This window comes from Rhodococcus sp. 06-418-5 (genome assembly GCF_002258285.1).
GTDB lineage: Bacteria > Actinomycetota > Actinomycetes > Mycobacteriales > Mycobacteriaceae > Rhodococcoides.
Genome location: NZ_NOYE01000008.1, coordinates 1 through 20450 on the forward strand (window position 1 = coordinate 1; position 20450 = coordinate 20450).

At 65.0% G+C, this 20450-nt stretch carries 19 protein-coding genes; 9 read left to right on the plus strand and 10 right to left on the minus strand.

All coding sequences use genetic code 11. From position 1 onward, the window contains the following. The coding region (locus tag CH274_RS01675; RefSeq protein WP_143546513.1) for an HNH endonuclease signature motif containing protein at nt 1-437 on the plus strand (437 nt) is incomplete at its 5' end. Between the two features lie 100 nt (nt 438-537). Here CH274_RS01675 and CH274_RS01680 read toward each other — a convergent pair. Continuing rightward, nucleotides 538-966 (minus strand): type II toxin-antitoxin system Rv0910 family toxin, encoded by a 429-nt coding sequence (locus CH274_RS01680; protein ID WP_032396781.1) that lies wholly within the window; start codon nt 964-966, stop codon nt 538-540. A gap of 60 nt (nt 967-1026) precedes the next feature. Here CH274_RS01680 and CH274_RS01685 point away from each other — a divergent pair, with 60 nt between their 5' ends. From CH274_RS01685 to CH274_RS01695, 3 genes are all read left to right on the plus strand, one after another. Continuing rightward, nucleotides 1027-3297, plus strand: a complete 2271-nt coding sequence (locus tag CH274_RS01685) for an ATP-dependent DNA ligase (protein ID WP_094656576.1) — start codon at nt 1027-1029, stop codon at nt 3295-3297. Between the two features lie 228 nt (nt 3298-3525). Beyond that, nucleotides 3526-4740, plus strand: a complete 1215-nt coding sequence (locus CH274_RS01690) for a lipase family protein (RefSeq protein WP_094656577.1) — start codon at nt 3526-3528, stop codon at nt 4738-4740. An 87-nt stretch (nt 4741-4827) separates the two neighbouring features. Next, nucleotides 4828-5823, plus strand: coding sequence for an iron-siderophore ABC transporter substrate-binding protein (locus tag CH274_RS01695; RefSeq protein ID WP_094629167.1), 996 nt, complete (start codon nt 4828-4830; stop codon nt 5821-5823). Nucleotides 5824-5859: 36 nt separating this feature from the next. On the opposite strand, the gene CH274_RS01700 is transcribed toward CH274_RS01695, so the two are convergent. The 4 genes from CH274_RS01700 to CH274_RS01715 all read right to left on the minus strand — a co-directional run bounded on the left by CH274_RS01700 (nt 5860) and on the right by CH274_RS01715 (nt 11810). Then, nucleotides 5860-7725, minus strand: coding sequence for an ABC transporter ATP-binding protein (locus CH274_RS01700; protein ID WP_094656578.1), 1866 nt, complete (start codon nt 7723-7725; stop codon nt 5860-5862). A gap of 110 nt (nt 7726-7835) precedes the next feature. Continuing rightward, nucleotides 7836-10151, minus strand: coding sequence for an endopeptidase La (gene lon, locus CH274_RS01705; RefSeq protein ID WP_094629166.1), 2316 nt, complete (start codon nt 10149-10151; stop codon nt 7836-7838). Nucleotides 10152-10260: 109 nt separating this feature from the next. Next, nucleotides 10261-10962 carry a type 1 glutamine amidotransferase domain-containing protein gene (locus tag CH274_RS01710; RefSeq protein WP_032396787.1) on the minus strand — a complete coding sequence of 234 codons (702 nt, stop codon included), beginning with the start codon at nt 10960-10962 and terminating at the stop codon, nt 10261-10263. A 65-nt stretch (nt 10963-11027) separates the two neighbouring features. Next, a complete protein-coding gene (locus tag CH274_RS01715) occupies nt 11028-11810 on the minus strand; it encodes a putative protein N(5)-glutamine methyltransferase (RefSeq protein ID WP_094646135.1) in 783 nt (260 codons plus the stop codon). 63 nt (nt 11811-11873) lie between these two features. Here CH274_RS01715 and CH274_RS01720 point away from each other — a divergent pair, with 63 nt between their 5' ends. Together CH274_RS01720 and CH274_RS01725 are read left to right on the plus strand one after the other, a co-directional pair. Then, a complete protein-coding gene (locus CH274_RS01720) occupies nt 11874-12272 on the plus strand; it encodes an MmcQ/YjbR family DNA-binding protein (RefSeq protein WP_045197485.1) in 399 nt (132 codons plus the stop codon). Nucleotides 12273-12327: 55 nt separating this feature from the next. After that, a complete protein-coding gene (locus tag CH274_RS01725) occupies nt 12328-13134 on the plus strand; it encodes a pentapeptide repeat-containing protein (RefSeq protein WP_094656579.1) in 807 nt (268 codons plus the stop codon). On the opposite strand, the gene CH274_RS01730 is transcribed toward CH274_RS01725, so the two are convergent. Continuing rightward, nucleotides 13096-13347 carry a DNA-binding protein gene (locus CH274_RS01730; protein WP_094656580.1) on the minus strand — a complete coding sequence of 84 codons (252 nt, stop codon included), beginning with the start codon at nt 13345-13347 and terminating at the stop codon, nt 13096-13098. The two genes, CH274_RS01725 and CH274_RS01730, sit on opposite strands and share 39 nt — an antisense overlap. Nucleotides 13348-13382: 35 nt before the next feature. Here CH274_RS01730 and CH274_RS01735 point away from each other — a divergent pair, with 35 nt between their 5' ends. Beyond that, entirely contained in the window at nt 13383-14270 is an 888-nt protein-coding gene (locus tag CH274_RS01735) for an oxidoreductase (RefSeq protein WP_094656581.1), read from the plus strand. Nucleotides 14271-14344: 74 nt separating this feature from the next. Here CH274_RS01735 and CH274_RS29040 read toward each other — a convergent pair whose 3' ends face one another. Continuing rightward, entirely contained in the window at nt 14345-15376 is a 1032-nt protein-coding gene (locus tag CH274_RS29040) for a GGDEF domain-containing protein (RefSeq protein ID WP_179272823.1), read from the minus strand. Between the two features lie 537 nt (nt 15377-15913). Between CH274_RS29040 and CH274_RS28815 the strand changes: the two genes are divergently transcribed. Next, nucleotides 15914-16288 (plus strand): hypothetical protein, encoded by a 375-nt coding sequence (locus CH274_RS28815; RefSeq protein ID WP_143544362.1) that lies wholly within the window; start codon nt 15914-15916, stop codon nt 16286-16288. A gap of 87 nt (nt 16289-16375) precedes the next feature. Then, a complete protein-coding gene (locus tag CH274_RS01745) occupies nt 16376-17260 on the plus strand; it encodes a pirin family protein (RefSeq protein ID WP_094629159.1) in 885 nt (294 codons plus the stop codon). Nucleotides 17261-17269: 9 nt separating this feature from the next. Here the strand turns inward: CH274_RS01745 and CH274_RS01750 are convergent, their stop codons facing one another. From CH274_RS01750 to CH274_RS01760, 3 genes are all read right to left on the minus strand, one after another. Further along, nucleotides 17270-18283 carry a hemolysin family protein gene (locus CH274_RS01750; protein ID WP_094646140.1) on the minus strand — a complete coding sequence of 338 codons (1014 nt, stop codon included), beginning with the start codon at nt 18281-18283 and terminating at the stop codon, nt 17270-17272. After that, nucleotides 18280-19683 (minus strand): hemolysin family protein, encoded by a 1404-nt coding sequence (locus CH274_RS01755; RefSeq protein WP_094656771.1) that lies wholly within the window; start codon nt 19681-19683, stop codon nt 18280-18282. The genes CH274_RS01750 and CH274_RS01755 overlap by 4 nt, the downstream gene beginning before the upstream one ends. 192 nt (nt 19684-19875) lie before the next feature. Beyond that, nucleotides 19876-20445, minus strand: a complete 570-nt coding sequence (locus CH274_RS01760; RefSeq protein WP_094656583.1) for a ribonuclease H family protein — start codon at nt 20443-20445, stop codon at nt 19876-19878. Nucleotides 20446-20450: the final 5 nt, after the last annotated feature.

Below are 20450 nucleotides of genomic sequence, written 5' to 3' on the forward strand. Positions count from 1 at the left end.
CTACCGTCGGGTGGCTCCCCTGGATGGGACCACTGTCGCGCAACACCTCCCGGCAACTCGCCTGCGACTGCCTGCTCACCGCCATCGTCATGGACGAGAACGGCTCCCCGATCAACCTCGCTCGCACCGCACGCACCGTCACCGCCAAACAGAAGAAGGCGCTCATCGCCCGAGACCACACCTGCGCCTTCCCCGGCTGCGGCAAACCCGCCGCCTGGACAGAAGCGCACCACATCCGGCACTGGGCCGACGGTGGCCCCACCGACATGAACAACCTCGTCCTCCTGTGCGGATTCCACCACCGACTCCTCCACCACAGTGACTGGGAAGTATTCATCGGCGTCGACAACCACCCATGGTTCATCCCACCCGCCACCGTCGACCCGTACCGACAACCCAGACCATCCCACGCCCGAGCAGGCCCCCACATCGCCTGACCCGCGCACCACACAAGCCCACAGACGACCCCAGCCCCGCACCGAGAACACGGTGCGGGGCTGGAAGAGACTGTCGTGCAGCTAGTTCGACGAAGATCCGTCAGCTCAGCGCCGCCAGGTTCGCAACGGATTTCTTCACATCGGTATCGAGTGCTCGCGCCACCACCGATCCCACCGGACCGAACAGCACACCCCCGCCGAACTTCGCATCGAGCGTCAGCTCCGATCCACCCTCGGCCTCACGTACATGGACCGTCAGCGAGATTCGCACTCCACCCTTACCTCGGCCGGACATCTCGATCAGCTTGGGTTCGTCGTACTCCGTGAAGGTCCAGTTGATCGTGTTCTTGAAGCCCTTCACCTTCACCAGTGACTCCACTTCGGTGCCCTTGCCGACCTTCTTGGGCGGTGGGCTGCACCATCCACCGTGGATGGTCATCCACTCGTCGAACCGATCGAGTGCGGAAGCTTTGTCCCACGCACCCTGCGGATTCTCGGGCATCTGTACTGAGACACTGATCGTCGCCATAAGAAAAGAGCCTGTCACAACTCCCCCGCATCTTCAGACGGCGGCCGTTAACCTGAGACGATGGCCACCCTCGAGATCGATGGTCGCAAGGTCTCCGTCACCAACCTCGACAAAGTGCTGTTCCCCGAAACGGGGACCACCAAGGGCAACATCATCGAGTACTACATTGCCATCGCGCCTGCGATGCTTCCTCACCTCGTGGGCCGAGCGGTGACCCGTAAGCGTTGGCCCAACGGCGTGGACCAGTCGTCGTTCTTCGAGAAGAACCTCGCCGCCTCCGCACCCGACTGGCTCGATCGGCGTTCGATGCAGCATTCCGACCGCGTCGTCACCTACCCATTGTTCTCCACTGCAGCCGATCTGGCCTGGCTCGGTCAACAAGCGGCCATCGAGGCGCACGTGCCACAGTGGCGGTTCGACGGCACCGAAGCCGGACCGGCCACCCGCATGGTCTTCGACCTCGATCCCGGTGACGACGTGGATCTCGCGCGATGTGCCGAAGTAGCCTGCGAGATAAGGGATCTGATCGGCGATATCGGGATGACCGCATATCCGGTCACCAGCGGCAGCAAGGGAATCCACCTGTACGTGCCGCTCGAGAAACCGCTGTCGACCTCCGGCGCGTCCACGGTCGCCAAACGTGTTGCCACGCTGCTCGAAGAGCGCTCGCCGGACCGGGTCACGGCCACGATGGCGAAGGCGAAGCGAACCGGGAGGGTGTTCGTGGACTGGAGCCAGAACAACGGCAAGAAGACCACGGTCGCCCCGTACTCTCTCCGTGGACGAGCACTCCCCACGGTCGCGGCGCCACGCACCTGGGACGAGCTGGAAGCATGGGGGCTGCAACAACTTCGATTCGAAGAGGTCCTCGAGCGATTCCAGGATTTCGGCGATTTTCTCGCAGAGCTGGACCCCACCGTCGACTCGGCACCCGAAAGCAGTTCTGCCACGGACAAACTCGTCAAGTACCGCAGCATGCGTAGCGCCGACAAGACCCCCGAACCGATACCGGCCGCCACCGAACCGCAGGGCAACAACGACACGTTCGTGATCCAGGAACACCATGCCCGACGGCTGCACTACGACTTCCGACTCGAGCACGACGGCGTCCTGGTCTCGTGGGCCGTCCCGAAGAACATCCCGGTGGACCCGAAGCAGAACCGGCTGGCGGTACACACCGAGGACCACCCACTCGAATACGCGTCGTTCTCCGGTCGGATACCCAAGGGCGAGTACGGCGGCGGTGACGTCTCGATCTGGGACAGCGGAACCTACGAACTCGAGAAATGGCGAGAGGACGAGGTCATCGTCGTTCTGCACGGAAAGAAGGCGACCGGGCGCTTCGCCCTGATCCGCACCAAGGGCAATCAGTGGCTCATGCATCTGATGAAGGACGCACCCGACAAGCCCGAGCCCAAGAACATCTCGCCGATGCTCGCCACCGCGGGCGACATCCTCGATCTCCCGGACGACGAGTGGTCGTTCGAGGGCAAGTGGGACGGGTTCCGCATCATCGCAGAACTGACGCACGGTTCGATGACGCTGCGCACGCGAAGCGGTAACGACTACACCGAAAAGTTCGGCGCACTACAATCTTTCGCAGATGACCTGGCCGAGCACGACGCCATCGTCGACGGAGAAGTCGTGGTATTCGACGACGACGGGGTCAGCAGCTTCGAGAAACTGCAGAACGCCACCCGTGACCAGATCCGATTCATCGCGTTCGATCTGCTTCACCTCGACGGCACGTCACTGCTGCGCAAGAAATACTCGGATCGACGACGGCTGCTCGAACTACTGACCACCGGACTCGACTCGGTGCTGGTGCCACCGCGGCTGACGGGGACCGCTGCGGACGCCATCGCCGAAAGCAGAGAACGAGGCTGGGAAGGCGTCGTCGCCAAACGAACCGACTCCGTCTATCAACCCGGCAAGCGCGCCCACACCTGGATCAAGCACAAGAACTGGCGGACTCAGGAGATCGTGATCGGCGGGTGGCGTCGGGGGCAGGGTCGTCGTTCCGGTGGGTTCGGCTCACTCCTGATGGGCATTCCCGACGGGGACGGATTGCGATACGTAGGGCGCGTCGGAACCGGGTTCGACGACCGTGCGCTCGATACGCTCGCTGCCCTCCTCGCGCCACTCGAGGCGTCGGACAGTCCCTTCTCCTCGGTGCTGCCCGCGGCCGATCGGAACGGAGCGGTGTGGGTCGAGCCGGTGCTCGTCGGCGAGGTGCGGTACTACGAGGCCACGGAATCCGGCCATCTGCGGCATCCGAGCTGGCGCGGTCTCCGCCCGGACAAGGAACCGAAGGCAGTGCATCGGGAATGACGAGAAATGCCTCGGGCGAAAAACTTGGACCCGGTCGGAAAAACCAGGATAGGTAACGTTCGGTTGCCATAAAATGAGCCGATGCGTACCGTTGCGCCCATCGTTTCCGGGGGGAGCGTAACAACTCGAGCATCATCAGCTATAACGGTTTGCGGGCCGGCTCTACGGGGGCTTGCCAGATCGCCGCAGCGCTCGTCGCTTCGGTTCAGGCACGGAGGGGTTTACCACATGCGGGTTCTCAAGTTGGCAGGCGCTGTCAGCATGACTGCGGTTGCAGTTCTGTGTTCGTCACTCGTCGGCGCAGGTCAAGCTGCTGCTGCGCCGCTGTACCCGACACCGATCGCCGACGGCTTCTACGCACCGCCAGCCGATCTCGATGCGCTCGCTCCGGGCGACGTGATCTCCAGCCGCCCGATGCCACCGCCGCCCGGATTCTTCGGCGTGGACGTGTGGCAGTTGAAATTCCGCTCCACCAATTCGGCCGGCGATCCCATCGCCGCAATCAATACCGTGTTGGTTCCACAAAACAAAGCACCGAACGGCCCTTTACTTTCTTACCAACACATCATCAATGCACTCGGTCTCGAATGTGCACCTTCACAAGCGCTCTGGACCAACGATCCCAATTTGATGATTCGTGAGGCGCCCGCTCTGAACGCAGTACTGCAGCGCGGGTGGACGGTCGTCATCGCCGATCACCTCGGACCCAACAGCGCATACGGTGCCGCCAAGCTCGGCGGGCAGATCGTGCTCGACAGCATTCGCGCCACTCAGCGCTTCGATCCCATCCAGGTTCAGCAGAGCCCCGTTGCGTTGGCCGGCTACTCCGGCGGCGGAATGGCCACGGCATGGGCAGCCGCGCTTCAGAGCGACTACGCGCCCGAGCTGAACATCGTCGGCAGCGCGAACGGTGGCGCTCCGATGAACCTCGAGCGGATGGCCCGCGATCTCGGTTTCGCCCCGCACCCCATGTTCGGTCTGGCGTTCGCTGCCGCGCTCGGTATCGAACGCGAGTACCCCACCCGCATCCCGATCAGCTCTCAGCTCAACCCGCTCGGCAAAGAGATCGAGAACAAGATCCAGAACGGGTGCACCAACGACATCATCGCCGCGGGCGCGGGTAAGAGCGCCATGGAGGTCGCAGGCACGCTGGACCTGATCAACAGTCCGGAAGCGATCGCCGCCGTCAACGACAACAGCGTCGAGCTGTATCCCGGTGTACCGAAGGCACCGTACTTCGAGTGGCACAGCCCCACCGATGCGTTGATCCCGGTCAGCGCCATCGACAACACGATCGCCCGATACTGCCGCGCCGGAGTGCTCGTGACCGAGGTGAAGGTGCCCAGCAACGATCACCTGACCGCTGCCGTACTCGGCCTGCCACAGGCCCTCGAGTGGATCGACCAGCGATTCGCGGGAGTGCCGGCCACGACCAACTGCTGATCGCGCCGCCCGACCCCCTTGCACATGATCGACGCATCGGTGGGTCGGTTAGGCTAACCTCGCTAAGTTCAGTAGCGAGGAGATCACATGAAGAAGACCGTCCAGCTCGTGGCCGCCGGTGCGTCCGTCCTGGCTCTGGCAGCGGGCTGTTCGTCCGATGCCGACACCGACGCATCCGGTGGCCCCGGTAGCGCCGCCGGCTTCCCCGTCACCATCGAGCACCGTTTCGGTGAGACCGTTATCGACGCCGAACCCACCCGTGTCGTGACGATCGGCTTCAACGAGCAGGACTTCGCACTCGCGCTGGGCGTCAAGCCCGTCGCGACACGCGGCAACCTGAGCTACGACTACCGACAGCGCCCGTGGGCTCGAGCAGCCCTGGGCGGAACCGAGATTCCCGAAGTCGGCAGTACCGACCTCGAGCTGGAGCAGATCGCGGCGCAAGCACCCGACCTGATCCTCGGCCCGTACTCCTTCATCGACCAGGGCCAGTACGACACCCTGTCCGGGATGGCCCCCACGATCGCCGACATCGGCGGCTACGACGACGTACCCGCCGCAACCTGGCAGCAGGAGTTCGCCGTGGTCGGCGAAGCCCTCGGCAAGTCGCAGGAAGCCCAGGATCGAACGGCCGAGCTGGAGCAGAAGTTCGCCGACACCGAAGCCGCGAACCCCCAATTCACCGGCAAGTCACTGTCTCTCGCGTTCGTCATGGACGACGGCAGCTACCTGCTTCTCGGCAAGGACGACATCCGCGCCCTGTTCTTCACCGACCTCGGCTTCGAGATTCCCGACGCCTCCGAGACCATCAGTGCGGAGAACCTCGATCGACTCGACACCGACGTCCTCGTCATCGCCGGCCAGAGCCGCGAGCAGCTGCAGGCCAACCCTCTGCTCGCCGCCCTCGACGTCGTCCGGCAGGACCGGACCGCCTACATCGGCTCCTTCAGTACGGACCTACCCTCGGCCCTCGGATACTCGAGCCCACTGTCGCTGGACTACGCGATCGACGGATTCACCCCGATGCTCGCCGCCGCAACCGACGACGACCCAGCAACCGTGGTCCCGGACCCGGTTTCGTAGGGTCACTCCGCAGGCTCCGATCCCGGCTTCGCAGGCTCACTCCGCCTGTGCGAATTGCGTCCGATGCAGCTCCTCGTAGCGGCCTCCTGCTGCGAGGAGCTCGTCGTGGGTGCCGCGCTCGGCGACTCTTCCGTCCTCGATCACCAGGATCACGTCCGCAGCTCGGATGGTCGACAGCCGGTGCGCGATGACAACCGACGTCTTGCCTTCCAGCGCCTCGGCCAACGCGGCCTGCACCGCGGCCTCCGACGTCGAGTCCAACGATGCCGTTGCCTCGTCGAGGATGACCACTCGCGGCTGTGCGATCAGCAACCGCGCGATCGTCAGACGCTGACGCTCACCACCGGAGAGTCGATACCCGCGCTCGCCGACGACGGTGTCCAGACCGTCGGGCAGGGAGCGCACGAGGTCCGCGAGCCGCGCCCTCGAGAGCGCATCCCACAGTTCGTCGTCGGTGGCGTCGGGACGCGGCAGCAACAGATTCGACCGAATGCTCTCGTGGAACAGGTGCCCGTCCTGGGTCACCATTCCCACTGTGCCGCGGACGGATTCGGCCGTCAGGTCCCGCACATCGACGCCGCCGAGCCGGACCGAGCCGCCGTCGACGTCGTAGAGCCGTGCGATCAACTGCGCGATCGTGGACTTGCCTGCACCGGATGTGCCGACCAGCGCGACCATCTGGCCGGGTTCGGCTCGGAACGACACACCGTGCAGAACCTCCTCTCCCCCGCGCGAATCCAAGGTGGCGACCTCCTCGAGCGAGGCGAGCGATACTTTGTCCGCGGACGGGTACGCGAACCTGACATCATCGAGTTCGACGGCCACCGGTCCGGGCGGTAGCGCTGTCGCGTCGGGCTTGTCGGCGATCAACGGAACGAGGTCGAGGACCTCGAATACTCGCTCGAAGCTCACCAGTGCGCTCATGACCTCCACGCGGGCGCTGGCCAGCGCGGTCAGGGGTGAATACAGCCGGGCCAACAGAAGTGACAGTGCCACAACCGAACCCGGGTCCAGAGTCCCGCGGAGGGCGTAGAAGCCGCCCAATCCGTACACCACGGCGAGCGCCAGTGCCGAGACCAGTGTCAGCGCGGTGACGAACACCGTCTGCACCATGGCACTGCGCACTCCGATATCGCGTACCCTGGCCGCCCGGACCGCGAACTCGACCGATTCCTGTTCGGGATGCCCGAACAACTTCACCAGGGTTGCTCCCGGTGCCGAGAAACGCTCGGTCATCTGCGTACTCATCGCCGAATTGTGCGCTGCCGCTTCCCGTTGCAGCCGCGCGAGGCGTCGACCCATCCGGCGCGCAGGAAGTACGAACACCGGCAGCAGGACCAGTGCGAGAAGGGTGATCTGCCAGGAGATTCCGATCATGACCACCAACGTCAGTACCAGGGTCACGAGATTGCTGACGACACCGGACAGGGTGGTACTGAATGCGCGCTGCGCTCCGATCACGTCGTTGTTGAGTCGACTCACCAACGCACCGGTGCGGGTTCGCGTGAAGAATGCGATCGGCATCCGTTGCACGTGGTCGAACACTGCCGTCCGCAGATCCAGGATCAGGCTCTCGCCGATGTTCGCCGAGAGCCATCGGTTGACCAGACCGACCGCAGCGTCCACCAGAGCGATCCCTGCGATCGCCGATGCAAGCAGGACCACCACGCGTAGCTCTCGCCCGTCGACGATCGCATTGACCACCCGCCCCGCCAAGACCGGTGTGGCCACTGCAAGAACGGCCAGAGCCACGCTGAGCATCAGAAACCCGCCGAGTGCGCGGCGATGCGGTGCCGCGAACGTCAGGATCCTGCGGGCCGTCTCCTTCGAGAACGACGACTGGGTGTCGGGCCTGTTCATCGTGCGATACATCTGATTCCAGGCGGTCATCTCCATGCTCATCCCACCAACGTAGAACCTCGACACGACTCGAGGTCAAGCGCGGCACCCGAGACCGACGGGAGGGGCAGGCGGCCGAGCCACCTGCCCCTCCCACGACGATCACCGCGGCGCTATGCCGCAGCAGTTGCCGTCGCCGGCTCCAGCGCGAGCGCGAGAATATCCGCGACGTCGGTCATCGGACGAACATCCAACGCCTCCAACACCTCTGCGGGTACGTCGTCCAGGTCCGGCTCGTTGCGCGCCGGAATGAACACGGTCTTCAGTCCCGCACGCTGCGCAGCCAGCAACTTCTGCTTCACCCCGCCGATCGGCAGCACCCGACCGTTCAACGTGACCTCACCGGTCATGCCGACATCCGAGCGCACCGGACGCCCGGTGGCCATCGACACCAGGGCGGTCACCATCGTCACACCGGCCGAAGGACCGTCCTTCGGCACCGCGCCCGCCGGAACGTGCACGTGAATTCTCCGATCCAGAGATTCCTGCGTGACGCCGAATTGCGCTGCGTGCGAGCGCACGTAGGACAGAGCGATCTGTGCGGACTCCTTCATCACGTCACCGAGCTGGCCGGTGAGCTCGAGCCTGGAGTCGCCTTCGGTCGCCGCGGCCTCGATGAACAGCACATCTCCGCCGAGTCCGGTGACCGCGAGACCCGTTGCCACTCCTGGTACTTCGGTGCGCTCGTGCGCCTCGGGTGTGAACCGCGGGCGACCGAGGTACGGCACCAGGTCCGGCTCGTCGATCTTCAGGACACCGGTGGTGCCCACCAACTTCGTCGCCACCTTGCGAAGCGCCTTGGCCAGCAATCGCTCGAGTTGCCGCACACCCGGCTCACGGGTGTAGTCGGCCGCGATCTTGCGCAGCGCGGCGTCGGTGACCGTCACCTCCTCGGATGTGATTGCCGCCCTGTCCATCTGACGGGGAAGCAGGTAGTTCCGGGCGATGACGACCTTGTCGTCCTCGGTGTAGCCGTCGATGGTCACCAATTCCATGCGGTCGAGCAACGGCCCGGGAATCTGGTCGATCACATTGGCGGTAGCGAGAAAGACCACGTCGGACAGGTCGAGGTCCAGATCGAGATAGTGATCACGGAACGTGTGATTTTGAGCCGGGTCCAGCACCTCGAGCAACGCAGCACTGGGGTCGCCGCGATAGTCCGAGCCGACCTTGTCGATCTCGTCCAGCAGGACAACCGGATTCATCGATCCCGCCTCGCCGATGGCCCGCACGATCCGGCCCGGCAGCGCGCCGACGTAAGTACGACGGTGCCCACGGATCTCGGCCTCGTCACGGACGCCGCCGAGAGCGACACGTACGAACTTCCGACCGAGTGCACGTGCGACCGACTCACCGAGTGAGGTCTTGCCGACTCCGGGCGGACCTGCGAGCACCATGACGGCACCGGACCCACGCCCACCGACCGACTGCAGTCCACGCTCGGAGCGACGGGCCCGGACGGCCAGGTATTCGACGATACGATCCTTCACGTCGTCGAGTCCGTGGTGGTCGGCATCGAGAACCGCACGCGCCGAATCGATGTCGTTGTTGTCGGTCGTGGTGTTGTTCCACGGCAGATCCAGCACGGTATCGAGCCAGGTGCGGATCCAGCCCGACTCGGGGCTCTGATCGCTGGCCCGCTCGAGTTTGCCGACCTCACGCAGCGCCTGTTCGCGCACCTTCTCGGGTAGATCCGCTGCCTCGACGCGGCCGCGGTAGTCGTCGGCACCGTCGGGCTCGTCCTCGCCGAGTTCCTTGCGGATGGCCGCCAACTGCTGCCGGAGCAGGAACTCCTTCTGAGTCTTCTCCATGCCCTCGCGGACGTCACCGGAGATCTTGTCGTTGACCTCGACTTCGGCGAGATGAGCCTTGGTCCACTCGATGAGTGAGGTCAGACGCGTTGCCACGTCCGGGGTTTCGAGAAGGTCCCGTTTCTGCACGTCGGTGAGGTACGACGCGTAGCCGGCCGTGTCGGCGATCGCGCCCGGGTCGGTGAGTTTGTTGACCGAGTCGATCACCTGCCACGCATCTCGGCGCTGCAGCATCGCAACGACGAGTTGCTTGTACTCGGCCGCCAGGGCTTTGAGGTCGTCACTCGGGGGCACATCTGCAACGGTCTCGGCCTCGACCCACAGGGCGGCACCGGGTCCGCTGACTCCGTGGCCGATGTGCGCGCGGCGCGTGGCCTTGATGACAGCGGCCGGGCGGCCGTCTGCGAGGCGTCCCATCTGCACGATCGTGGCGAGGACTCCGTATGCGGCGTAGCGGTCCTCGAGACGCGGCGCAACGAGCAGCGTGCCGTCGTTGCTCGCCTTTGCGGCGTCGACGGCGGCACGCGCTGCCTCGTCGAGTTCTACGGGCACCACCATGCCGGGCAGGACGATCGGGTCGGTCAGGAACAGTACGGGGACACGAACGGTTTCGGTCACTTCTCCTCCAAAGGATTGAGCTATAGAGGCTCAACTTCGAAAGCAGTAGTGATGTTCCCGCCGATGTTCCTTGTTCTCCGTGGGCAGAACGCCGACCGCCCCGCACCGGTTACTTCAGCGCGCTGACCAGCTTCTCCGCGAGGGGACGCGTCGACGCCGGGTTCTGACCGGTATACAGGTTCCGGTCGACGACGACCTTCGGTGCCCACGCGTCGGTGGAGTCGAACTTCGCGCCGTTCTCGCGCAACCGGGACTCGAGCAACCACGGGGCCTTGTCGGCGAGACCTGCTTGGGTCTCCTCTTCGTCGGTGAATCCGGTGAGCTCGTACCCGTCGAACGCCCAGGTTCCGTCGCTGCGGACGGCGGGGAGCAGGGCGGCAGGCGCGTGGCACACCGCGGAGACCACCTTGTTGGAGTCGAGGAAGTCGATCACCAGTGCCCCGAAGCTCTCGGAGACGGCGAGGTCCTCCATCGGCCCGTGACCACCGGGCACGAAGACGACGTCGAAGTCGGACGCCTTCTGCTCCTCCAGCTTTGCGGGCGAGGACAGGATCGACTCGATGGAGGCGAGGTAGCTCTTCTGATCCGCCACCTTCTCCTCGTCGCCGCCGTTGGCATCGACGGCCAAGCTGCCTTCGTCGACGACCGGAGCCTTACCGCCCGGCGTCGCGACCGTGATATCCCAGCCTGCGTCGACGAACGTGCGATGGGACTCGACGAGCTCCTCGGCCCAGTACCCGGTGGGGTGCTTGCTTCCGTCGTTCAGGGTCCAGTGGTCGGCAGCGGTGACTGCGAACAGCAATGTTGTCATGGTCGAACAACCTCTCGTCGTCGGTATCTGGTCCTGCATGCCACGCGGGAGCCCGATCGAAACCCTCACCGACTCGGAGTCGAACCGATCACCACGACGGCATCGAGTGCCTCGGATTCGTCGATGCGACCGGTGAAGCCGGCGTCGACTACAGCTCGTAGCGTCGAATGTGCCAGTGCTGCACTGGTTTCGATGAGGAGGTAGCCGCCGGGAGCCAGCCACTGCGGCGCACCGACCGCGACCCGACGATGAATCCCGGCACCGTCCGAACCACCGTCGAGCGCGATGTGCGGCTCGTGGATGCGCGCCTCTCGTGGCATCAGCCCGATGTCGGCCGTCGGAACGTAGGGCGCGTTGACGACGATCGCGTCGAATCTGCCGCGCATCTCCGGCGGCAGGGCGTCGTACAGGTCGCCGCGATGTACGTGACCGACCGGTGCCGTGCCCACGCCTGCGGCGACATTGCGCGATGCACACCGAACCGCCACCGCGTCGACATCGGCAGCATGCAACTCGGTGACACCGTCGACCGACAGGCCTATCGCCCCGGATCCACAGCACAGGTCCAGTAACACCGAAGGATGCAGCGCTGCAGCACATTCAACGAGAAATTCGGTTCGCCGGCGAGGTACGAACACGCCCGGTTCGACGGCGATGCGCCGACCACAGAACGCGACCCAGCCGACGACATGCTCGAGCGGTTCGCCGGCGACGCGGCGTGCGAGCATTGCGGTCAGCTCCGCCGGGGTCGACGCGGACTCGACGAGAATGTCTGCTTCCTCGTCGGCGAACACGCATCCGGCTCTGCGCAGCGAGGACACCACCTCGCCGTACTCGAGTTCCGACATCGACCGTGCCTTCCGGAGTGCTTTCCGCCCGCCTGCCCGCCCGCTGAAATACTGTAGTCCGGTATGTCGCACGACAGGACGAACTGGGAAGCCGCTGTCCGACGGATGTGCTTGGCCCTGCCCGAGACCTACGAGGAGCAGGCATGGGTCGGGACACGCTGGCGAGTTCGCGGGCGCACCTTCGCCCACGTTCTCGAGATCCTCGACGGCGCCCCGCCTGCATCCGCCGCAGCCGCCGGCACCGACGGTCCGGCTCACGTGCTGATCTTTCGCTCCAGCGGAATCGAACTCGACGCACTGTCCGCCCGTGCCGGGTTCTTCAAGCCCGGATGGGGTCCGCAGATCATCGGAATGCTGCTCGACGAGTCCGTGGACCGGACCGAACTCGGCGAACTGATCACCGAGAGTTACTGCGATCGCGCCCCGAAGAAGCTCATCGCACTGCTGAATCGACCGGAGTGACTGCCGCGAACAAACTCGCTTGACGCTGCCTCGCGTCGGGGGACAGAGTGGCCGCATGCGCGCGCCCGAGAACTTGCTGGCCGATTGCGGCAGTTGTTTCGGACTCTGTTGCGTCGCTCTGCCCTTCGCGAAGTCGTCGGACTTCGCTGTCGACAAGGCCGCCGGCGAGCCGTGCCGGAACCTCCTCGGGGACTCGCGGTGCGGCATTCATTCGACGTTGCGGGAGAAAGGCTTTCCCGGGTGCACGGTGTACGACTGCTTCGGTGCGGGCCAGAAGGCATCGCAGTCCACGTTCGCCGGACGCAACTGGCGGCAGCAACCGTCGAACTCGTCGGAGATGTTCGCGGTGTTCCCGATCATGCGTGATCTGCACGAACTGCTGTGGTACCTCGCGGATGTGCGTGACCGGGATTCGACCGCGCCGCTGCACAATCGGATCGGCCACGAGTACGACGAACTGGACGCGCTGACCGAGTCGGCTCCCGAGGTTGTACTGTCGGTCGACGTCTCCGGGCTGCGTTCGCGGATCAACGAGTTGCTGATCGAGGCAAGCGATCTGGTTCGAACCGAAGTGAAGGGCAAGAAGAAGAACTACCGCGGCCGCGACCTGATCGGCGCACAGCTTGCCGGCGCGGACCTGCGCGGAGCGAGCCTGCGCGGTACGTATCTCATCGGGGCCGACCTGCGCAGGGCGGACCTGCGTCTGGCCGACATGATCGGCGCGGATCTCCGGGGTGCCGACCTCCGCGGCACGGACATGCTCGGAAGCATCTATGCCACGCAGTTCCAGATCGGCGCGGCACGTGGTGACCGAGCAACACGGCTACCCGAATCCTTGGCCCGTCCCAGTCATTGGGCCTGAACTTCGCCCGAGCGAGCGACCGGTCTGCTCCAACGCCGCTTGGACGACCGTCAACGCCTTGGGACCGACACCGTGCAGTTTCTTCAGCTCGGCCGCGGGCACCCCAGCAAGATCGTCCAGGCACATGTATCCCGCCGCGCGGAATGCCCGAGACGCAGGATTTCCGGTGCCCTCCGGAAATTCCGGACGTTCGTCGGCTTCTGCTCTGCTCACGGGCAAAGTCTAAAACAGACCGGTAACCTGGCGGCGTGCCCGAAAACAAGCAGAGACGCGTTGTCATCACCGGTGCGAACACCGGTATCGGCTACTACACCGCCCTGGAGTTGGCGAAGCGCGGCGACCACGTAACGCTCGCGTGCCGCAACAAGGACAAGGCCGATGCCGCCGCGGCCAAAATTTCGGCGGAGGCACCCCGCGGAACCGTCGACACCGCCACCCTGAACCTCGCGGACCTGGCCTCGGTGCATGAATACGCCGCGTCGGCACCGGAGTCGATCGACGTACTGATCAACAATGCGGGCGTGATGATGCCGGCAATGCGGACCGAGACGGCGGACGGGTTCGAGCTCCAGCTCGGCACCAATCACCTGGGCCACTTCGCCTTGACCGGCCTGCTGTTCCCCAAGCTCGCTGCGGACGCCAAGATCACCACGATCGCATCCGTCGCACACCGGCAGGGACCCAAGCTCGATTTCGACAATCTTCAGCTCGAGCGTGGGTACAACCCTCAGCGTGGGTACGCCAATTCCAAGCTTGCGAACATCCTGTTCGCTCTGGAACTCCAGCGCCGGATCGACAAGGCCGGACTCAAGATCGCCAGCAATGCCGCGCACCCCGGAATCTCGGCCACCGAGCTGTACTCGAGCCCCGACGGGCTGGGCAGCAACAAGATCCTGTCCACTCTGGCTCCGATCGGACTGAAGATCTTCTCGCAATCCGCCAGTGCCGGATCGCGTCCCACGCTCTACGCCGTCGACGTTGCGGGTGGCGGCACGTACAGCGGCCCCAAATCCCTGTTCGAGACGCGCGGCAAGCCGGGCCCGGCGAGCATGACCAAGACCGCACAGGACCCGGCTCTTGCCGCGAAGCTGTGGGACGCCAGCGAGAAATTGACGGGAGTCGGCTACCCGTTCTGACGGGGAACCGTCACCGGGCGGGCGCGGGCAGAGGAAGTCCGCGCTCGCTCATGACAGTACGAGCGAATTGAGCTCTACATCGTCTCGAGCATCGTCCGATTTCCACCGTCCGCTTTCGCTCGGTACATGAGAGAGTCCGCCGCGCGCGTCGCGTCGTTGACCACATCGACCCCTGATGACCATGCCTCCGAATCAGGAGCGATCACGACAGCGCCGGCACTGACCGTGACCGGTATCGGATCCGAGCAGTCCGTCAGCGTGCCGCTCACGTCGAGCACCAGGTCACACAATTGTTCTGCCTCGCCGACGAGGACGGCCACGAACTCCTCGCCCCCGGTTCTCGCCACCACCCCCACCTTCCCGAGGTGGGCGCGGAGTCGGTCGGCAACGAGGACGATGACGGCATCGCCCTGGTCGTGTCCATAGCGGTCGTTGACGCTCTTGAACCGATCGATATCGACCAGAACGAGAACGAAAGCCAACTGCTCGCGGTGGGCGACCATGCGCAGATCTTCGATGGCATTCTGCAATCCGCGTCTGTTCTTCATTCGGGTCAGCGGATCGATCTCGGACTGCCGCGCATCCTCGCACACCAACGACCAGGCGATCTGGGCGAAGATCGGGACACCCGACGTCGCCCCTGCGGCCACCAGCACGGCGGCGATCGCATCCCACGGACCCCACAAGCCCTGCACATATGCGGCCGCCCCGATGTAGACGATCACCAGATTGGCGAACACCAGGTGCGCGACGAGCAGTCTCGGACCGAGGAAGAAGGTGCACATCGACCCGGTCAGCGCGAAGAGGAACGTGCCGATCAGCGCCGACGTGGGGACATCGAGAAGAATCACCGACGCAAGACCGACGTCGCCGAATACCAGGAAAGCCACCAGCTGCCACTTGCGGTCCGGTAGCGGCCCGACCAGCAACCACAGGATCGCGGCGAACTGCAGAACCAGGATGAAGATCACGTAGGCAACCGGACCCGATCCGGTCGGCCCGTTCGGTGAGGCCAGCATCAACATCGACACGGCGGCGTACAGAGCCACACAGCTCGCGAACACGACTCGGATCAGTCGGTGCAGCGGACGAGTCGACTTGTGCACGAAAATCCAGTCGAAATCGTGCGGGGCAGCGAACCAGTGGCGAAGAACCTGAGCCGCACTGGGCTGAGGTCCGAGCGGCGGAGCGGTGATACTCGAGATCGACCTCGGCGGCGAGGGCGTGCTCGACCGTTTGCGGTGGCGACTACGCGCCTGCCCGTGCGCCCGCGTCGAACGTGGTTGTACCGACGCATTCGATCGCTCGCCGTGCCGCGATGCGGGCGATCGAAAGTCTTCGTACATGAGGCTCCCTCGAGAAACGACCTGCCCAGGTCCGAAAGCGTACCGATCACCGGTTCGACTCGCCGGAAATCTTCCGATCCGGTCTCGGGCGGCGGATCGGGTCGAGCCGAGGGCATCCATCACGATGTGGACGTCTTCCCACACACGAAAAGGGAGACACCCACTACTGACGGCGGTCGGGGGCGACAGCAGTAGCGGGTGTCTCATTGAGCATTCGCAGCCCCTCTCGAGGTGGATGGGTGCCGGATGAGGAATTTTTTCGAAGTTTTTCCACGACCCGAGGAATAGCCTGTGACCATGCCTTTCACCGCAGCGAATCACTACGACTTCACCGGCGACGACATCACCGGGACCGTCGATGCCCATCGATCCGCAGGCGTCTGGGCGGCGCAGCTCGTTCTGAGCGGACAGACGTTCGAGTCCACCGACGTCACCCGATCGGACCTGGGTTTCGAGATTCGCACCGTCGTCGACAATCTTTCGGACGGTAACCGGACCCACCTGCTTGTCGTATTGCCACGCGTGGCCGTCGACTCCGACGACAACCAACCCGTCACCTTCACCTCCTACGCGGTGCTCTACACGGTCCACGGTGGATCGACCGAGGTGCACGGTGCGGCCGAGTCGTACGACGTGCGGCTGCTCAGCGGAACCGCGTCCCTCGTCGGTTAGTCCGGACCGGGAACAGCCCTCGTCGCATTCGGGTTGTTCCACGTAGTCGATTCGAGCGCCAAGACTTTCGTGCCATCAGGAGCAGACGTGATCGAAATTCTCACCCCACGCGAGGTTCCTCTCGGCGGCCCGCGCGCCCTGAAGGTTCGGCGCACGCTCCCGCAACGGCAGCGTTCACTGATCGGCGCGTGGTGCTTCGCGGACCACTACGGCCCCGACACCTCGTCGATGGACGTGCCACCCCATCCACACACCGGACTCCAGACCGTCAGCTGGTTGTTCTCCGGCGAGATCGAACACCGCGACAGCGTCGGATCACATGCCATGGTGCGGCCGGGTGAGCTGAATCTGATGACGGCCGGCTACGGCATCAGTCACTCCGAGACCTCCACCCCGGAGACCGAGATTCTGCACGGCATGCAGCTGTGGGTTGCCCTGCCGGCTCGATCGCGCTTCACCGCGCCCACTTTCGAGCACCACGTGCCACCGACCCACACGAGCCAGGGGCTGACCGCACGAGTGTTCCTCGGCTCGCTGCTCGGTGAGACCTCACCGGTGGCGACGTTCACCCCGCTCCTCGGAGCCGAGCTCGTGCTCGACGCCGGAGCCCGCGTCACCCTCGACGTCGACTCGACGTTCGAGCACGGCGTCATCGTCGATCAGGGCACCGTGACGATGGACGAGACCGTCCTTGCAGCAGCCGAATTGGGCTACCGCGAACCGGGCAGTTCGACGCTCGATCTCCACAACCCGACCCGAGAGCCGGTGCGACTGCTGCTGCTCGGTGGACCGCCGTTCGGCGAGCAGATCGTCATGTGGTGGAACTTCGTCGGCCGCAGCCACGAGGACGTCGTCGAGTACCGGGCCGCCTACGAGCGCGAGAGCGAGCAGTTCGGCACCGTCGAGGGGTATCCGGGATCTCGACTGCACGCGCCACCTCTGCCCAACAGCCGGATGCAACCTCGCGGCTGAATCACATTGCTATGCAGCAGGAGCCGTGGGTAGTACCCGCTTGATGACGTCGGTGAGCGTGACGATGCCGAGGAACCGTCCACCGGTCTCCACGACCGCGAGCTGAACGCTGCGGTTGCGCATCTGCCGTAGCAACTCGTACACCGGTGTCGATCCGTCGACCGTGTAGGCCTCCCGCGCGTAGTCGGCCGCCGGCTCCCCGACGTCGGCCAGCAACGTGTCTCTCACATGGACGACGCCGGGCGTCGCGCCGGAGCTGTCGGTGAGCAGTACCCGAAGGTGACCGGAACGCAGCGCGGCCGCCTGCACATCGGAGACGGTGGCACCGTGCGGCACCGAGGTCGCCTCGGAGTCGGGCACCGTGATCGTCTCGACGGTCAGTGTCTCGAGTTCGATCACCCGGGTGATCTGGGTTTGCAGTTCCGGTTCCAGTACACCGACCTGCGACGAGTACTCGACGAGATTGCGGATGGTCTCGGCGTCGCGTCCGCCGACCGCGGCGCTCTCCACCGGCTCCACTCCCGACCGTTCGACGAGCTTATTGGCGATCTTGTTGACCCACACCAGGAACAGCCGGAAGGGGCGGATGAACGCCCGAGACGGTAGCCCGATGATGGTGGCAGCGAGTTCGGGATGCGCGATGGCCCAGGACTTGGGGGCCATCTCACCGATCACCAGATGCAGGAACGTGACGAGCAACAGCGACAGCGCGAACGCGGCGGTTCCGGCCAACCAACCCGGCACACCCCACGAGGTGAACACCGGCCCCAGCCAGGAATCGACGGCGGGCTTGGTGACGGCACCGAGAGCGAAGGTGCAGGCAGTGATGCCCAGCTGCGCGCCCGCCAACATGATCGTCAACTCGTTCATTCCGCGCAGCGCCGCCCGCACCGATCGGCTCGTTCCGGCTTTCTCCTCCAGTCGGTGCCTTCGGGCACCGAGCAGAGCGAACTCGATGACGACGAAGAACGCACTCAGCGCGATGAGCGCGACCGTCACGGCGACGACGACCCATGCGTTCATCGGTCCGTCTCCTCGTCCGACTCCTGCGAATCCTCGCTGCCGTCCGGTGAATTCTCGTGGAGTCTGATTCTCAGCTCACTCGGCACGTGCCGATCGACCTCGAGCACCTCCACCTCCAACGACGGACGCGGCGGCACCTCTTCCATGAGGTCGGCCCCGAACACCGCGAGGTCGATCCGCACCGTGTCTCCGACCTTGGGCAGATTTCCGCCCTCTGCGATGAGCAGGCCGGCCAGTGTCTCGTAATCGCCTCGCGGCAACAGCATGTCGCGACCGATGGTGCGTTCGACCTCGTCGACGTGGACGTCGCCGTCCATGAGCCACACTCCGTCTTTCCGAACCTCAACGCCGACGATGTCCTCGTCGTGCTCGTCGGTGATCTCGCCGACCAGCTCCTCGGCGAGATCCTCGATGGTCAGCACACCGGCGAATCCGCCGTATTCATCGATCACGCATGCCAATTCGTTCTTCGTGCTCGACAACAGCTCCAAGGCATCCTCGAGCGGCATCAGCTCCGGCACGATCAGCGGTGCTCGCATGATCTCGGTGACCGAACGGCTGTCGTCGGGGACAGCGGCCAACACCTCGGCCAGCTGCACCACACCGATCGGCTCGTCACGGTCGCCGATCACCGGGTAGCGCGTGTGCGCACGCACCATCCGCGCCCGCATCTCGCCGATGGCGGTGGCGGGGGTGACTGCGTCCACCCGACTACGCGGGATCATGGCGTGCTCGACGTCGCGTTCCGGAAAGTCCAGGATGCGGTCGAGCAGCAACGACAGATCCTCGGTGAGATCCCCGCTGGCCCGGGAATCGTCGATGATGCTCTCGAGATCCTTGGCGGTGGCACTGCTGTCCACGTCGTGCACCGGTTCGACGCGCAGCAGACGCAGCATCGCGTTGGAGGACTTGTCGAAGAAGGTGATCAGCCAACCGAACGCGGCCAGGTAGATCAGCGTCGACCGGGCGAGGCGTCGGGACAGCGGATCGGGGTTCGCGATCGCGAGATTCTTCGGATAGAGCTCGCCGAAGATCATCTGCACGACGGTCGCGAGCACGAGAGCGCCCACCGTGCCGATCGAAATTCCCACCGCGATGGGAACTCCGGCGCTGCTCAGCAGCTCGCCCAGCGATTCGCCGATGAACGGCTCGGCCACGTAGCCGACCATCAGACCGGTGACCGTGATGCCCAGCTGCGCGCCCGACAGCATGAACGAGGTGCGCTTGGTGACCTTCAGTGCCCGCTCGGCCGACGCGTCGCCCCTCTCGGCTCCGGTACGCAGCGTCGCCCGGTCGACGGACATGTAAGCGAACTCCTGAGCCACGAAGTATCCGTTGGCCGCGATGATCGCGGCGGTGAGTACGAAGCCGAGGAGCAACGACAGTAGCGCGGTGATCACCATGCGATCACTCGAAATCGGACGGCCGAAGCAGTGGCCTCCGATGGAGCAGCGGCCACGGGCGGCCCAGGGGGATCTATGGAGTGCACAGTGCTCTCGACGCCTCCGGTATCGGACAATCCCGAAATGAGTGGAATGTCGCGATCCTACCGAGTACTGGTGGAGGATTCCGACGTCCAGGCGAACGAGCGATCAGAACAGAGTGGGAACCGCGTCGTCGGACGTCGACGTCTCGCGCGCAGCCGGGGCCTGGACCGGAGACGAGGGAACTGCATCCGCCGGGGCCGGTGTCGATTTGTCGGTCGCGTTCTTGGCCGGCGCTGTCGGACCGCCGGCGGCCACGGCGCGTGCCGCCTCCCCTGCCAAGGCGTCGGCTGCTTCGTTGAAGTGATTGCCGACGTGTCCGCGGACCCACCGGAACCGGACCGGACCTTCGCGTTCGGTGATGGCTCGCTCGATGCTCTGCACGAGTTCGAGGTTGCGTACCGGCGAACCGCCCGCAGTTTTCCAGCCCTTGCGCTTCCAGCCTGCGAGCCACTCGGACGCGCACTTGATGGCGTACTGCGAATCGGATTCGATCAACAGCGGCTCGGGGCCGGGGTGCGCCAGCACCGCCTCCAGCAGGGCCCTGAGCTCGGCGACCTGGTTGGTGCCCGAGGGCTCACCGCCGGAGTTGCTCGGCCCCGTGTGGTTGACCCACGCCCACCCGATTGCTCCGCCGGGGTTACGCAGACACGAGCCGTCCGTACTCACGATGATCACGGTCT